This window comes from Amycolatopsis sp. DG1A-15b (assembly GCF_030285645.1).
In the GTDB taxonomy this organism is placed as follows: Bacteria; Actinomycetota; Actinomycetes; order Mycobacteriales; family Pseudonocardiaceae; genus Amycolatopsis.
This window is the reverse complement of sequence record NZ_CP127296.1, coordinates 2239149-2251786: the sequence shown is the minus strand read 5'-3', so window position 1 is coordinate 2251786 and position 12638 is coordinate 2239149. Positions and strand designations below refer to the sequence as shown.

Annotated in this window: 14 protein-coding genes and 1 pseudogene; 3 read left to right on the top strand and 12 right to left on the bottom strand. The window is 73.6% G+C overall.

Annotated features, from left to right (window positions below):
• Positions 1-4 precede the first annotated feature (4 nt).
• A complete protein-coding gene (locus QRY02_RS10215; RefSeq protein WP_285991265.1) occupies positions 5-946 on the top strand; it encodes a PfkB family carbohydrate kinase in 942 nt (313 codons plus the stop codon).
• A 3-nt stretch (positions 947-949) separates the two neighbouring features.
• Here QRY02_RS10215 and ligD read toward each other — a convergent pair whose 3' ends face one another.
• From ligD to QRY02_RS10190, 5 genes are read right to left on the bottom strand one after another with little or no spacing between them, the layout of a single operon-like run.
• Positions 950-2533, bottom strand: coding sequence for a non-homologous end-joining DNA ligase (gene ligD / locus QRY02_RS10210; protein ID WP_285991264.1), 1584 nt, complete (start codon positions 2531-2533; stop codon positions 950-952).
• A gap of 17 nt (positions 2534-2550) precedes the next feature.
• On the bottom strand, positions 2551-2685 hold the full coding sequence (locus tag QRY02_RS10205; RefSeq protein ID WP_285991263.1) for a hypothetical protein: 135 nt from the start codon (positions 2683-2685) through the stop codon (positions 2551-2553).
• 2 nt (positions 2686-2687) lie between these two features.
• Positions 2688-3242 carry a hemerythrin domain-containing protein gene (locus QRY02_RS10200; RefSeq protein WP_285991262.1) on the bottom strand — a complete coding sequence of 185 codons (555 nt, stop codon included), beginning with the start codon at positions 3240-3242 and terminating at the stop codon, positions 2688-2690.
• A gap of 59 nt (positions 3243-3301) precedes the next feature.
• Positions 3302-3478, bottom strand: coding sequence for a hypothetical protein (locus QRY02_RS10195; protein WP_285991261.1), 177 nt, complete (start codon positions 3476-3478; stop codon positions 3302-3304).
• Complete coding sequence (locus QRY02_RS10190; RefSeq protein ID WP_285991260.1) at positions 3478-3666, bottom strand: hypothetical protein; 189 nt, start codon at positions 3664-3666, stop codon at positions 3478-3480. Before QRY02_RS10190 ends, QRY02_RS10195 begins: the two co-directional genes overlap by 1 nt.
• Positions 3667-3835: 169 nt before the next feature.
• On the opposite strand from QRY02_RS10190, the gene QRY02_RS10185 reads away from it, so the two are divergent.
• Entirely contained in the window at positions 3836-4630 is a 795-nt protein-coding gene (locus tag QRY02_RS10185) for a class I SAM-dependent methyltransferase (protein WP_285991259.1), read from the top strand.
• On the opposite strand, the gene QRY02_RS10180 is transcribed toward QRY02_RS10185, so the two are convergent.
• Genes QRY02_RS10180 through QRY02_RS10160 form a run of 5 tightly spaced genes read right to left on the bottom strand, consistent with a single transcriptional unit; the run spans position 4614 to position 10665 of the window.
• Positions 4614-4979, bottom strand: a complete 366-nt coding sequence (locus QRY02_RS10180) for a hypothetical protein (RefSeq protein WP_285991258.1) — start codon at positions 4977-4979, stop codon at positions 4614-4616. The two genes, QRY02_RS10185 and QRY02_RS10180, sit on opposite strands and share 17 nt — an antisense overlap.
• Positions 4980-4987: 8 nt before the next feature.
• Positions 4988-8455, bottom strand: coding sequence for a WXG100 family type VII secretion target (locus QRY02_RS10175; protein WP_285991257.1), 3468 nt, complete (start codon positions 8453-8455; stop codon positions 4988-4990).
• Positions 8455-8772: a hypothetical protein gene (locus QRY02_RS10170; RefSeq protein ID WP_285991256.1), complete on the bottom strand. Its 318-nt coding sequence runs from the start codon at positions 8770-8772 to the stop codon at positions 8455-8457. Before QRY02_RS10170 ends, QRY02_RS10175 begins: the two co-directional genes overlap by 1 nt.
• Complete coding sequence (locus tag QRY02_RS10165; RefSeq protein ID WP_230468895.1) at positions 8769-9032, bottom strand: acyl carrier protein; 264 nt, start codon at positions 9030-9032, stop codon at positions 8769-8771. The genes QRY02_RS10170 and QRY02_RS10165 overlap by 4 nt, the downstream gene beginning before the upstream one ends.
• On the bottom strand, positions 9025-10665 hold the full coding sequence (locus tag QRY02_RS10160) for a fatty acyl-AMP ligase (RefSeq protein WP_285991255.1): 1641 nt from the start codon (positions 10663-10665) through the stop codon (positions 9025-9027). Before QRY02_RS10160 ends, QRY02_RS10165 begins: the two co-directional genes overlap by 8 nt.
• Positions 10666-10734: 69 nt before the next feature.
• Here QRY02_RS10160 and QRY02_RS10155 point away from each other — a divergent pair, with 69 nt between their 5' ends.
• A complete protein-coding gene (locus QRY02_RS10155) occupies positions 10735-11214 on the top strand; it encodes a DUF2087 domain-containing protein (RefSeq protein WP_285991254.1) in 480 nt (159 codons plus the stop codon).
• Here the strand turns inward: QRY02_RS10155 and QRY02_RS10150 are convergent.
• The gene (locus QRY02_RS10150; protein ID WP_285993809.1) at positions 11178-12146 is read right to left on the bottom strand and encodes a sigma-70 family RNA polymerase sigma factor; all 969 of its coding nucleotides are present in this window, start codon (positions 12144-12146) and stop codon (positions 11178-11180) included. The two genes, QRY02_RS10155 and QRY02_RS10150, sit on opposite strands and share 37 nt — an antisense overlap.
• Before the next feature lie 252 nt (positions 12147-12398).
• Positions 12399-12626, bottom strand: a pseudogene (locus QRY02_RS10145) (bifunctional nuclease domain-containing protein); the annotation flags it as partial.
• Positions 12627-12638: the final 12 nt, after the last annotated feature.

Here is a 12638-nt window from a genome sequence, read left to right as displayed (position 1 = left end):
CCCGATGATGTTCAGCGAAGTCGTCGTCGCCGGGCAGATCGCCCGCGACCTGGTGATCGAGGTCCCGGACGCGCCCGGCGCGGACGCTTCGGCACCCGTGAAGCACCGGCAGGAGCTGCTCGGCGGGAAGGGCGCGAACCAGGCCGTGGCGCTGAGCCAGCTCGGGATGTCGGTGTCGCTGGTCGGCGTCGTCGGCCGCGACCGCACCGGGGACGCGCTGCTCGCCCAGGCCCGGGCCGACCGGATCGGCACCTCGCACGTGATCCGCCGGGCGGGCACCGAGACGGCCCTGCTCGTCGACGTCGTCGAGGACCACGGCCGGCGCCGCTACCTCGAGCACGTCCCGGAGGGGACGCTGCTCACCGAGAACGACGTCTTCGCCGCGTCCGCCCCCATCTCGGCCGCCGCCTCCCTCATCGTGCAGCTGCAGCAGCCCGCGCCGGTGGCCCTGCTGGCGGCCCGGCTGGCGCACACGGCGGGCACCCGGGTCGTGCTCGACGGCGCACCGCAGGACGACGCGCTGACGTCCGATCTGCTCGCCCTCGCCGACGTCGTGCGCGCCGACGGTCACGAAGCCGAGCTCCTCACCGGGCAGCCGGTGGACGACGTCGCCGCGGCCGCGCGCGCCGCCGCGGACCTCCGGCAGCGGGGGCCGTCCCTGGTCGTGCTGGAGGTGTCCGGGCAGGGCAACCTGTTCGCCGGGCCGGAGGGCACCTGGTTCGTGCCGGACGTCGAGACCGACGTAGTCGACCCCACCGGCGCCGGTGACGCGCTGGTCGCCACCCTGACCGCGGCGCTGACCCGCCGCCGCCCGCTGGAGACCGCGGCGAGCCTGGCCGTCGCGGCCGCCGCGGCGACGACCGGGCACGCGGGCGGGCGCCCGCACCTGTCCCGCGCGGAACTCGACCGGCTGCAGCCGCGGGAGCTCGAAACCGTCCAGGCCTGAGACCTACAGTCCCGGCAGCTTCTGTTCGAGACCCAGCAGCACCGAGAACGGGTCGCCGCGGCGGGCCAGGCGGTCCGGGACGTCCCGGATCGTCCACCGGTCGGGCGCGAGCCGCGGGTCGTCCAGCTCGTCCCACTCCAGCGGTACCGAAACCGGCGCGCCGGGCCGCGGACGGACGCTGTAGGGCGCGACGAGCGTCTTGTTCAGCACGTTCTGCGTGTAGTCGAGCCGGGCGCGGCCGCGGCGCTTGTCCTTCGTCCAGGCCCAGCTGACCAGGTCGGGCAGCACGCGCCCGATCGTCCGGGACACCGTTTCCGCCCAGGTGCGGGTCTGCTCGAAGGTGCAGTGCGGGGCGATCGGCACCCACACCTGGATGCCGCGCTGCCCGGTCACCTTGGGCCGCCCGGTGAGACCCAGGTGCTCGAGCGCGGTCCGGTGCAGCCGCGCCAGCTCCAGGACCTCCTCGAACGTCGTCTCCGGGCCGGGGTCGATGTCGAACAGCGCCCACGTCGGGTGGTCGACGTCGGCGGCGCGGGAGGTCCAGGCGTGCAGCTCCAGTGCGCCGTAGTTCGCCAGCCAGGCCAGCGTCGCGACGCTGTCCGCGACGACGTACCGCTGGCTCTCCCCCGGCTCGGCGCGCTCGTTGCGCCAAGTGGTCAGCCAGCCGGGCGCGTGCCGCGGGACCTCCTTCTGCCAGAAGCCCGGCTCGGTGACGCCCTGCGGGAACCGGTGGGTGTTGAGCGGACGGCCGGCCAGGTACGGCAGCATCGCCGGCCCGACGGTGACGTAGTACCGGATGAGATCCCGCTTGGTCACCGGCTTCCCGCCACCGGCCGCCGGGAAGAGCACCTTGTCCAGGTTGGTCAGGGTCAGCTCGCGGCCCGCCACCGACCACCGGCCCTTGGCACCCAGCGCGTCGAGGGCGCCCAGCTCGTCCTCGGTCGGGGCCTGCCAGCCGCCGACCGGCTCCTCCGCCTCGGCGGCCGGGCGGTCGCCGTGCCACAGGGCGTCGGGAGCGGCCGCGACCTCGTCGTTGGTGCGGCCGCTCTTCACCGAGCGCGGGTGGTCTTCGGCGTCCCAGCCGGCCTGCGCGTGCTCGTCCTGCTTGTGCAGGAGGAACCACTGGTCCTTCTCGCCCCGGCTGGTGCGGACGAGGACGAACCGCCCGGCCAGCTTCTCGCCTTCGAGGTCGAAGTGCAGCGTCCCGGCCTCGATCGCCTGGGCCGGGTCGGGTTCGACCGGCCGCCAGACGCCACGGTCCCAGACGATGACGTCCCCGCCGCCGTACTCGCCGCGCGGGATGACGCCCTCGAACCCGGCGTACTCGATCGGGTGATCCTCGACGTGCACGGCCAGCCGGCGGGCCTTCGGGTCCAGCGTCGGGCCCTTCGGGACCGCCCAGCTGACCAGCACGCCGCCGAGTTCGAGGCGGAAGTCGTAGTGCAGCCGGCGTGCGCGGTGCCGCTGCACCACGAACCGGTGGCCGTCCCCGTCCGGGCCGGCGGCCCCGCCGGCCGGCTCCGCGGTCCGGTCGAAGTCGCGCATCTCCTGGTAGCGCCGCAGTTTGCGGGCCGGGTCTGCTGCCATGCCCGGGGAGTACCCACTCAGTCCGGCGACGACCAGGGCGGGTTCTTCTTCGCCAGCTCCTCGTATTCGGCGACCTCCTGCGGGGTCGGGTCGATGCCGGCTTCCTCGGCGAATTCCTCCGGATCGGTGACGTCGTCGTCGGGTTCGGTCATGCTCAGCCTCCCAGCGCGCCACGGATGAGGTCGCGCGCCCGGTCCATGATCGCCGCGGGCGGGCCCAGCAGCAGGTTCGCCTTCGCGCTCTCGACACCGGGGTGCGGCCGGGTCGGCGCCGCCGCTTCGGCCACCTTGGCGGTCGCGGCCATCGCGCGCAGCCGCTCCGGCGGGCGGTGCGCCCGCAGCAGCGGGAACTCGTCGCGCTCTTCGTGCTCGGCGTGCGCGAGCACGTCCTCGCGCAGCTGGACGAGCAGGGTGTCGAAGCCGTCGGCTTCCGGGCCCATCTTCTGCAGGGTGGTCAGCAGTTCCTTGGCCCGGTGCTCCTCGCCCAGCCGCGCGTCGACCACGGGCTCCGCCGCGGGCTCGAGGTCGCGGATCTCGGGGTGCACGACCAGTTCCTCGGCGGTCTCGTGCACGGCGAGCAGCCGCACGAGGTCGTGGAACAGGTCCCGCCGCCGGTCGTCCTCCGCGGTCTCCAACGCGGTGAACAGCTCGCGGATTTCCCGGTGCTGGCGCTGCAGGAACTCGATGACGTCCTCGTCGTGCTCGGCCATGAACGGCCCCTTCCTCGCTCGATGCTCGGTCGGAAGCGGCGTTCCCCGTCGCGGACGGGTTACTCGTCGCGAGGGGCGACTGTGAGCCACAGCGCGCCGGCGACGGCCACGACGAGGCCGGCGATGGTCCACCAGGACCACCCGCCGAAGAAGGCGACGACGAGCCCGACGGCGAGCAGGACGCCCCCGCCGACCGAGGCGGTGTCATCGCGGCCGGTGCGGGCGGTGAACGCCATCAGCCCACCCGCCCGTCGACGGCGGCCACGACGAGCGCGGCGCACCGCGCCACGGTCACGCCTCTTTCCTGGGCCATCGAGACGAGTGCGGCCTGCGCGGCCGGACGGCTGAGTCCTTGCGCGGCAAGGACTTCCAGCGCCAGGCCGACGACATCAGTGGCGGGCGGGGCGGCGGTGCGCACGGGCATCGGAAGACCTCCGGCTCATTCGGCGGCGAAACGAACGCGACCGGGTACCCCGCCGCGCCGGGTTTCACACCCCTCAACCGAACCGGGTGGAGTGGTGGCGGTTCAACTCCCGGCGAGCCTTTCCGGCCGGTACCCCTCCGCACAGCACCCGGGCATCTACGCTGGCGACGTGACCGGCGCGTGGGAATGGGACCCGTCCCTCTACTCGGGCAGCGCGCGGTACTACGCGCGGGGCCGCGTGGCGTATCCCGCGGATTTCGCCACGGCCTTCGCCACCGAGCTCGGGCTGGACGGATCGGGACGGCTGCTCGACGTCGGCTGCGGACCCGGGTCGCTGACGCTGCCGCTCGCCGGATCGTTCGAGGAAGCGGTCGGGCTCGACGCCGACGGGGACATGCTCGCCGAGGCAGCCCGGCTGGCGGCGGACGCCGGAATCGGGAACTGCCGGTGGGTGCACCGGCGCGCGGAGGAACTGCCGGCGGGGCTGGGGCGGTTCCGGGTGGCCACGTTCGCGCAGTCGTTCCACTGGTTCGACCGGCCCCGCGTCGCCGCCGCGGTGCGCGGAATGCTGGTGCCGGACGGGGTCTGCGCCCACGTGCACGCGTCGACGCACGAGACCGTGCACCCCGCGATCGCGGAGCTGGTGCGTGCCTACCTCGGCCCGGTGCGGCGCGCGGGACGCGGTTCGCTGCCGGACGGCACGGCCGGCGGCGAGGCGGCGGTCTACCGCGCGGCGGGCTTCCACGGCCCGCGGCGGTTCGAGCTGCCGGGGCGGGTCGTGACCCGGACGGCCGACGAGGTCGTCGCCGGGGTGTTTTCGCTGTCGAGTTCGGCACCGCACCTGTTCGGCGAACGGCGGCCCGCGTTCGAGGCGGACCTGCGGCGGCGGCTGGCCCCGGCGGAGACGTTCACCGTGCGGCTGCGCGAGATCGCCGTCGACCTGTGGTTCACCAGGGGTTGTTGAAGTCCTCGTCCTCTTCGACGGCGGCGCGGGGCCGGCGGGCGGCCCGCGGCTCGTCCCGCACGGGCCGCGGCGCCGGTTCGAACCCACCGGGGCCCGGGTAGGCCTCCGCGTCGAAGGCGGAGGCCGGTTCGGCGTGCGACCGGTCGGTGCTCCAGCCGGACTTGGTCTTGCGCTGGGCCATCTCGCGGACGTGCTGGACGTACCGCTCCGCCGCCTGGACCTGCTTGGTCATGTACTCGTGGGACCGGGCCTTGATCTCTTCGCCCTGCTGTTCGCGCAGGGCCCGGCGATCGGCCTGTTCGCGGACGAGGCCGTCGAGCTCGGCCTTCATCCCGGCGATGTCGCTCATGCGTCCTCCTACCAGGTCCGGGCGGACGACGGGTCTTCGTCGTCCAGGGAGCCGATGATCCGCCGCCCCGGCTCACCGAGGTTGTCGAAGACGGCGCCTTCGATGCGGTAGGCGGGCGAGCGGCGCTCGGTGTCGCCGCCACCGCCCTGGCCGCCGCCCATGGCCCCCATGCCGGGCATCCCGGACATCGACGAGCCGGAAGAGCCGGGCGACCCGGGCCCACCGGACGCCGACGCGAAGGCGGCCGCGGGCTGCGGCTGGGCGGGGGCGGCGCCGGAATGCGCACCGCCGGAGACGGGGCTGTCACCGAGCCCGCCGGCCGGGTCGAAGCCCGCGCTCGAGAAGCCGGCGTGTGAGCCTCCGCCGATCCCGGCCGCCGCGGCGCCGGGGTGTGCGCCGCCACCGCCGCCGGCGTGCGAACCGCCGGGCGAACCGTCTCCGGTGCCGTGGTGCGAGCCGCCGGTGTCGCCGTGCGGACCGGCCGCGGTGTCGTGCGAACCGGCCGCGGTGTCGTGGTGCGAGCCACCAGTGTCGCCGGGCGAACCGTCCCCGCCGTGCGAACCGGCCGTGGTGTCGTGGTGCGAGCCGGCTGCGGTGTCGTGTGAGTCGTCCCCACTGCCGTGGTCCGGGCCGCCGTGGTGGGAGCCGTCGCCGCCGGGAGCGCCGCTGTCGGTCGGCGCGAGGTCCTCGAGAGTGCCTCGGTGGGTGGGCAGGTCGTCGAGGCGCTTCTCGGGAGTGTCACCGAGGGCGCTTTCCGCCTTGTCTTCCTCGCCGAGGGTGTAGGCCGTCGGGGTGCCCTTGCCGTCGTCGACGGTCACCGTCGTCGGGCCGTCCGGCCCGTCGGGGCGCTCGGCGGTGATCTCGAGGCCGCCGTCGCGGATGTGGATCTTGCCGTCCGGGCCGGGGCGGTAGGTGTCCGCGTCCGTCCCTTGTGGACCGTCAGCGGGCTTGCCCCCATCGGACCAGTCGAGCTTGAAGTCCTTCGGCTCGCCGGGGCCGTCGCCGACCTTGATGTCCATCTTGCCGTCGTGGTCCGGCTCGGTCATTTCGAAGGTCTTGTCGCCCTGCTTGACCTTCAGGACCTCCGGCTCGTCGTCGCCGAGCAGGCTGTCGGGCTTGCCGCCGGGATCGGTCTCGATGCCCGGGCCGCCGAACTCCTTCAGCGCATCCGCGGCCTTCTTCTTCGCATCCTCCCCGGCCTGCTCGGCCGCGTCCTTGCCGTCTTCACCCGAGCCCGTGTCGCTGCCACCCGAGCCCGTACCGCCGCCGGAATCCGTCTCGATCCCCGGACCGCCGAACTCCTTCAGCGCATCCGCGGCCTTCTTCTTCGCATCCTCCCCGGCCTGCTCGGCCGCGTCCTTGCCATCCTCGCCCGAACCCGTGTCGCTGCCACCCGAGCCCGAACCACCACCCGCGCCGCCCCCGGAATCCGTCTCGATCCCCGGACCGCTGAACTCCTTCAGGGCGTCCGCGGCCTTCTTCTTGGCCGCTTCGGCAGCCGCGGCGGCGGCGTCCTGGCCGCTGTCGGACGGCGGCGTCATCGACGACGGCGTCGTGCCGTCGGATCCCGGGCCCGAACCACCGCCGGAGCCTGAACCACCACCCGAGCCGAGGCCCGCTCCGGCGCCGGAATCCGTCGGGATTCCCGGGCCGCTGAACTCCTTCAGCGCGTCCGCGGCCTTCTGCTTCGCCGCCTCGGCGGCCTGCGCGGCCTGCTGCTTGGCTGCTTCCGCCTCCTGCTGTTTGGCCGCTTCCGCCGCGGCCGCGCCGTCGTCCTGGCCGCTCGGCGAGCCTGAACCCCCGCCGGCGGACCCGCCACCGGACGCCGAGGACCCGTCCGGGATCGGCGGCACCGCACCGCCACCACCGGACCCCGAGCCACCCGACCCCGAGCCACCGGCCCCGGAGCCCGCGCCGCTCGGCAGGTCGGTCCCCGAGCCGCCACCGGCACCCGAGCCCCCGCCCGGTGCACCGGACCCTGATCCCGTTTCGGGAATCGGCGGCACCGCACCGCCACCACCGGACCCCGAGCCACCGGACCCGGAACCCGAGCCGCCCGAACCGGAACCACCCGAGCCCGAACCCGAGCCGCCCGAACCCGAACCACCCGAGCCCGAACCCGAGCCGCCCGAACCCGAACCACCCGAGCCCGAACCGCCCGAACCCGAACCACCGGGACCGCCGCCGGAGCCGCCGGCCGCACCGGCGCCACCCGAACCCGAACCCGAACCCGAACCGGAGCCCGACCCAGAACCAGAGCCCGCGCCACCCGGCGCGCCGGAACCGCCGCTCCCTCCCGGCAGCGACACCCCCTCGAACTCGTTGCGGATCCCGCCCATCACCTTGTCGAGCGCGTCATACGCCTGGTCGACCAGGTCCTTCGTGTCCTTGCAGGTCTTGACGAACCCCTGGTACAGCCGGTCCCACATGTCGGGGTTGAACTGGTTCTGCACCCACTGCTTGGCCAGGTCCTGGCCGTGCTTCTTGATCTCGTCGCCGTCGCAGCAGCCCTGGTCGTTGAGCGTCTTGACCAGGTTCGTCCCGAAGTTCAGGTCCATCCAGCCCGCGATCTGGGCGAGGTCCTTTTCGTTGCCGTGCTCGCCGTTGGCGACGGCGACGACCTTCTGCGCCATCGTGTAGTCGGCCTTGCCGACCAGGTCGGTGTACATCCCGATGACCGCGTCGGCCTTGCCCTTGCACAGCTGGAACACCGTCGTGGCGGTGCTCAGCGTCGCCTCGCTCGCGTTGCCGAGCGTCTGGGACAGCTTCGCCGCCTTCGGCTGGATCTTGTCGCTGTAGGTGTCCGACGCGGCATCGGCACCCGCGCCGCTCCAGCTGCCGAACAGGGTGCCCAGCTGCGAGCCGGTGTCCTGCTCCGTCCGGTCCACCGTCTCCGAGCCGCGCTTGAAGTGCCCGGCGTCCGCGACGAAGTCGGCGAAGCTGATCCCGCGCTGCTCGTCGAACGGTGTGCGGATGTCCTTGTCGAGGTCGAGCGCGCGGGTGTTGCCGCGGCAGTCGGCCGGGATCTTCGCCAGCAGCGAACCGAACGTCTCGAACAGCTTCAGCGCGGGCGCCGCGGCGTCGAAGATCTCGTCGGACGTCTTCGTCCCGGTGGCGCCGGCCGCGTCGTCGGCGGCGGGCGGCTTCGTGTCGTCGAGCTTCTTCTTGCCGTCGTCGACGGCTTTCTTTTCCTGGTCCTCGTTGTAGCTGTTCCGGTCGCCGCTCGCCTTGGCCTTGTCGAAGGCCTCGTCGACCGACTGGCCGGCGAACAGCGGGTTCGCGTTGTACGCCTGCGCGTACTTGCCGGCTTCGGCCCGCTTCTGCTTGATCTCGTCCGGCTCCTGGTCGGCCAGGAACGGCGGCGGGGGCGGGTTTTCCCGCAGCCAGCTGCTGATCAGCGCGCTCTTCTGCCCCGGCGGCACGCTCGGGTCGTCGAGCAGCGCCTTGACGTCGGACCACTTCTTCTTCTCGGCCATCAGAGCGAGCCCCCGGCGTTCGTGATCGCGCCCGCCTGGCTGTCTTCATTGGCGCCGTAGCTCGAGCCGGCGGTCCCGAGGTTCGTGCCGAACGAGCCGAGCGTGCTGCTGTAGCCGGAAACCGCGGCCCACAGCGCCTGCGCGCCGGCGGTGTACTTGGCCGCGTGGGCGCCGTGCGCCCGGCCGAACTTCTCCGCCGTCACCTGCGGTGTCTGCAGGTCCGGGTTGTCGTCCAGCAGGTTTTCCGCCAGGTCGCCGATGGTCTTGGACGCCGCCGACAACGCCTCGGTCGTCGCGGTGTACCCCCCGCCGCTCATTTCAGCGCCTCTCCTGAAGATCCTCGAGTTCCCAGTGCTTCCGCGAGCACGCCGGCCACGGACCCCACGTCGGTGAACCGGTCGAGCCGGTCCAGGTCGATCGTCACCCCGTAATAGATCTCCAGCGCCGCCAGCAGCTTGATCCGCCCCTTCGAGTCGATGCCCAGCTCCTCCAGGGGCGCGTCGGGCTCGACGAGAGCCGGGTCCAGCCGGAAGGTGTCGCAGACGACCTTCGTGACCTCGGCGCGGTGATCACCCACGGTCGCCACCATAACGTGCCTTCGCGGCCGACCGGGCGACCTTGCCGCTCGATGTGCGCGGAAGTCCACCGGAAGGGACCAGACGTACCGCCCGCAACGTGAGACCGTGTTCGCGCGACACCGCGCGCAGCACCGCCCGGGTCACCTCCCGGTCGTCGGCGTCGGCGCCGCGTGCCCGCTCCGCCACCACCACCGCGCCCTCTCCGGCCTCGTCGGAGACGCCGAACGCGGCGACGCGGTCGCGGCGGACCGCGGGGTGGGCCTCCCCGGCCACCGCTTCGATGTCCTGCGGGTGGAAATTGCGGCCGTCGATCACGATGAGGTCCTTGAGCCGGCCGGTGACGTACAGGTCGCCGCGGTGCACGACACCGAGGTCGCCGGTGCGCAGCCAGCCGGCGAGGCCGTCGAGCTCGGCACCGAACGCCGTGGCGTCGCCGCGGCCCCAGTAGCCGTCCGCGACGTTCGGGCCGTGCACCCAGATCTCGCCGACCAGGCCGTCGGGCTGTTCCCGGCCGTCCTGGACGATCCGGACCAGCTGCCCGACGGGACGCCCGACGGACACGAGTTCCTGCCCGCCGTCGGTTTCGACGGCCCGGCCCTGAGCGAGGGCTTCGCGGTCGAGCACCGCGCCACGCGGCCCTTCTTCGCCCGCGCTCGCGACGTACACGGTGGCTTCGGCGAGCCCGTACGACGGCCGGTGCGCTTCCCGCCGGAACCCGCGTGGCCCGAACACCTCGTGGAAGCGCTCGATCGTGCGCGGCCGGACCGGTTCGCTGCCGTTCAGCGCGACCCGGACGTCCGACAGGTCGAGGTCCTCGCCGGTGTCCGCGTCGGCGGCGAGGTCGTAGGCGAAATTCGGCGCGGCGGTGAACACCGCGGGGTACTCCGCGAGCTGCCGAAGCCAGCGGGCCGGCCGGTGCACGAATTCGGCCGGCGCCATGAACACCGACCGCCCGCCGGCGAAGACGGGCAGGCAGAGCAGCTGGATCAGGCCCATGTCGTGGAAGAACGGGATCCAGCCGGCGCAGGTGGTGCCCTCGTCGACGCCGTACGCGAGGCTGCCCTGCCAGCACGCGGCGGCGATCGCGCGGTGCGGGATCACCGCGCCGGCCGGCTCGCGCGTCGAGCCGGACGTGTACTGCAGGTAGGCCGGGCTGTCCGGCGGCACCGGCACCGGATCCGCGCCGGGCCCGGTGAGCTCGTCGACCACCACGACGCTCTCGTGCGCGGGCAGTCCCGGCGCCGCGGCCGACGACGTCAGCCACACCCGCGCGCCGCTGTCGGCGAGGACCCCGGCGAGCCGCCCGGCCTGCGCGGGGCTCGACGGCGCCATCAGCGGGACGGCGACCAGGCCGGCGGCCAGCGCGCCGAAGAACGCCAGCGGGTAGGCGAGCTCCTGACCCGCGAGGACGGCGACGCGCTCCCCCGGCCCGGCGACCCGGCGCAGCTCGCCCGCCACCACCCGGACCCGGGCGGCGAACTCCGCCCACGTCAGCGTGTGCTCCACGCCGCGAACGTGGTCCTGGTGGGTGAACAGGGGACGTTCGTCATCGGCGCGGGCGAACAGGCACGCCACGATCGACGTGCGCAGCACGGCCTCGGGCACGGTCGCCGGTGCGGTCGGACGAGGCACGCTCCGCAACCTACCGGCCCGCCGAAACGCGGTTCACCCCCGGGCCGAGGGCGGGTACGGTCGCTGACCATGGCCTCCCCGGAAGCGCTGGTCTCCGCTCTCGCGGACCCGGACCGGCTCCAGCTCTTCGCCCGCATCTGCACCGCTCCCGACGGGCTCGAGGCGTCCCCCGCTTCGGCCAAGCTCGCGAAGCGGCTCGTCGACGCGGGACTCGTCACCGTGGCCGAGGGCCGCTACCGGGCCGTGCCGCCGGTGTTCCGCGACGCGCTCGCCAAGGCCCCGGTCGATCCGCTCGACGGGCTCTTCCGCCACGGACGGCTCGTCTCCATCCCGCACTCGGGCAAGCGGCGGCAGCTGCTGCTCGCGTACCTCGTCGAGCGCTTCGAGCCCGGCCGGCTCTACAGCGAGCAGGACGTCCGCGAGAAGCTCACGATGGTCCACGACGACCACGCGACGCTGCGCCGCTACCTCGTCGACGAAGGCCTCCTGCAGCGCAGCAACGACGGCGGCGCCTACGGCCGTCCGTCGGAAGCGCGCGCCGCCGGCTGAGTCGCCGGCAGGTCGAACAGCGCGAGGACCGCCGGATCGGCGAACACGACGTTGTGCGCGACCCGCCCTTCCCGCACGGTGAGCACCTGCAGGGTGTGCAACCGGAACACCCCGGCGTCGTCACGGCAGTAGGCCGCGAGCGCGGGCCGTCCGTTGGCGGCGGCGCGGGTCATCCGCCACTGCGGGCCGCGCATCCCGAACAGCCGCTCGAGGAACCGGCCGTAGTCGCCGCGGCCCCGGAACCACAGCGGCACCGGCGGCATCTCCATCACGACGTCGTCGGTGAGCAGCGCGACGAGCCCGGCGACGTCGGCGCGTTCGAACGCGCGCAGATAGCGGTCCACGACCGCTTCGACCGCGGTGTCGTCCGGTTCGGGCACCTCGTCCGCCGACAGGCCGCCCAGTCCCGCGCGGGCGCGCTGCAGGGCGCTGTTGACCGCGGCGGGGGTCGTGTCGAGGAACCCGGCCACTTCCGCCGCGCTGAACTCCAGGACGTCCCGCAGGATCAGCACCGCGCGCTGCTTCGGCGGGAGGGTCTGCAGCGCCGCCAGCAGCGCCAGCCGGAGCGTGCCGCGACGGGCCAGGCGCAGGCCCGGGTCGTCGAGGCGGGCGTCCGGGAACGGCTGCAGCCAGGGGATTTCGAACGACGGCGTCAGCGGCGCGCCCGGGTCGTCGCTCGGGCCGCCGAGCCCGGACGGCAGCGGCCGCCGAGCCCGTCCTTCGAGCGCGGTGAGGCAGGCGTTGGTGGCGATCCGGTAGAGCCAGGTGCGCACCGAGGCGCGGGCCGGGTCGTAGCCCGCCCACGCCTTCCACGCGCGGACCAGCGTCTCCTGCACCAGGTCCTCGGCCTCGTGGACCGAGCCGAGCAGGCGGTAGCAGTGCGCCAGCAGCTCGCGCCGGTGCGGTTCGGTGCGCGTCGCGAAGTCCTGCATCGTTCTCCCGTCCGGACGGCTTCGGTGGGTGTACCGGTGCCGCCGCCCGGATTCATCGCCCGGGAGAAAACTTTCTACAGGTCGTCGAAGTCCTCCGGCCGCAGGCCGTCGAGCTCGGCGCGGAACCGGGCCACTTCGGCTTCGGCGTCCAGCACGTCGGCGGCCGGCCCTTCGGTCTCCTGCTCGAAGCTCGAGCTGCACGGACGCGACGTCCAGCACTTCTTCGGCGACCCGGATGGGCGCGCCCTGGCGCAGGCCGAGCGCGACCGCGTCGCTCGGGCGGGCCGAGACGCGGGTGCCGGAGGCGAGCACGAGGTCGGCGTAGAAGATGCCGTCCCGCACCTCGGTCAGCTCGACCGCGGCGAGGCCCTGGCCGAACGCGGCGAGCACGTCACCGAGCAGCTCGATCGTCCCCGGACGCGGCTGTGCGATCTGTTCGCGCGCGCGAACGAGGGCCTCGGCTTCGCCGTACCCGATCATGATCGCCAGCCA

Bases quoted from the DNA above. Each gene is read 5' to 3' on its own strand.
- QRY02_RS10190 (WP_285991260.1), bottom strand. From the start codon at position 3,666: ATGCCCGTGCGCACCGCCGCCCCGCCCGCCACTGATGTCGTCGGCCTG.
- QRY02_RS10175 (WP_285991257.1), bottom strand. From the start codon at position 8,455: ATGGCCGAGAAGAAGAAGTGGTCCGACGTCAAGGCGCTGCTCGACGAC.
- QRY02_RS10170 (WP_285991256.1), bottom strand. From the start codon at position 8,772: ATGAGCGGCGGGGGGTACACCGCGACGACCGAGGCGTTGTCGGCGGCG.
- QRY02_RS10180 (WP_285991258.1), bottom strand. From the start codon at position 4,979: ATGAGCGACATCGCCGGGATGAAGGCCGAGCTCGACGGCCTCGTCCGC.
- QRY02_RS10155 (WP_285991254.1), top strand. From the start codon at position 10,735: ATGGCCTCCCCGGAAGCGCTGGTCTCCGCTCTCGCGGACCCGGACCGG.
- ligD (WP_285991264.1), bottom strand. From the start codon at position 2,533: ATGGCAGCAGACCCGGCCCGCAAACTGCGGCGCTACCAGGAGATGCGC.
- QRY02_RS10150 (WP_285993809.1), bottom strand. From the start codon at position 12,146: ATGCAGGACTTCGCGACGCGCACCGAACCGCACCGGCGCGAGCTGCTG.
- QRY02_RS10200 (WP_285991262.1), bottom strand. From the start codon at position 3,242: ATGGCCGAGCACGACGAGGACGTCATCGAGTTCCTGCAGCGCCAGCAC.
- QRY02_RS10215 (WP_285991265.1), top strand. From the start codon at position 5: ATGATGTTCAGCGAAGTCGTCGTCGCCGGGCAGATCGCCCGCGACCTG.
- QRY02_RS10205 (WP_285991263.1), bottom strand. From the start codon at position 2,685: ATGACCGAACCCGACGACGACGTCACCGATCCGGAGGAATTCGCCGAG.
- QRY02_RS10195 (WP_285991261.1), bottom strand. From the start codon at position 3,478: ATGGCGTTCACCGCCCGCACCGGCCGCGATGACACCGCCTCGGTCGGC.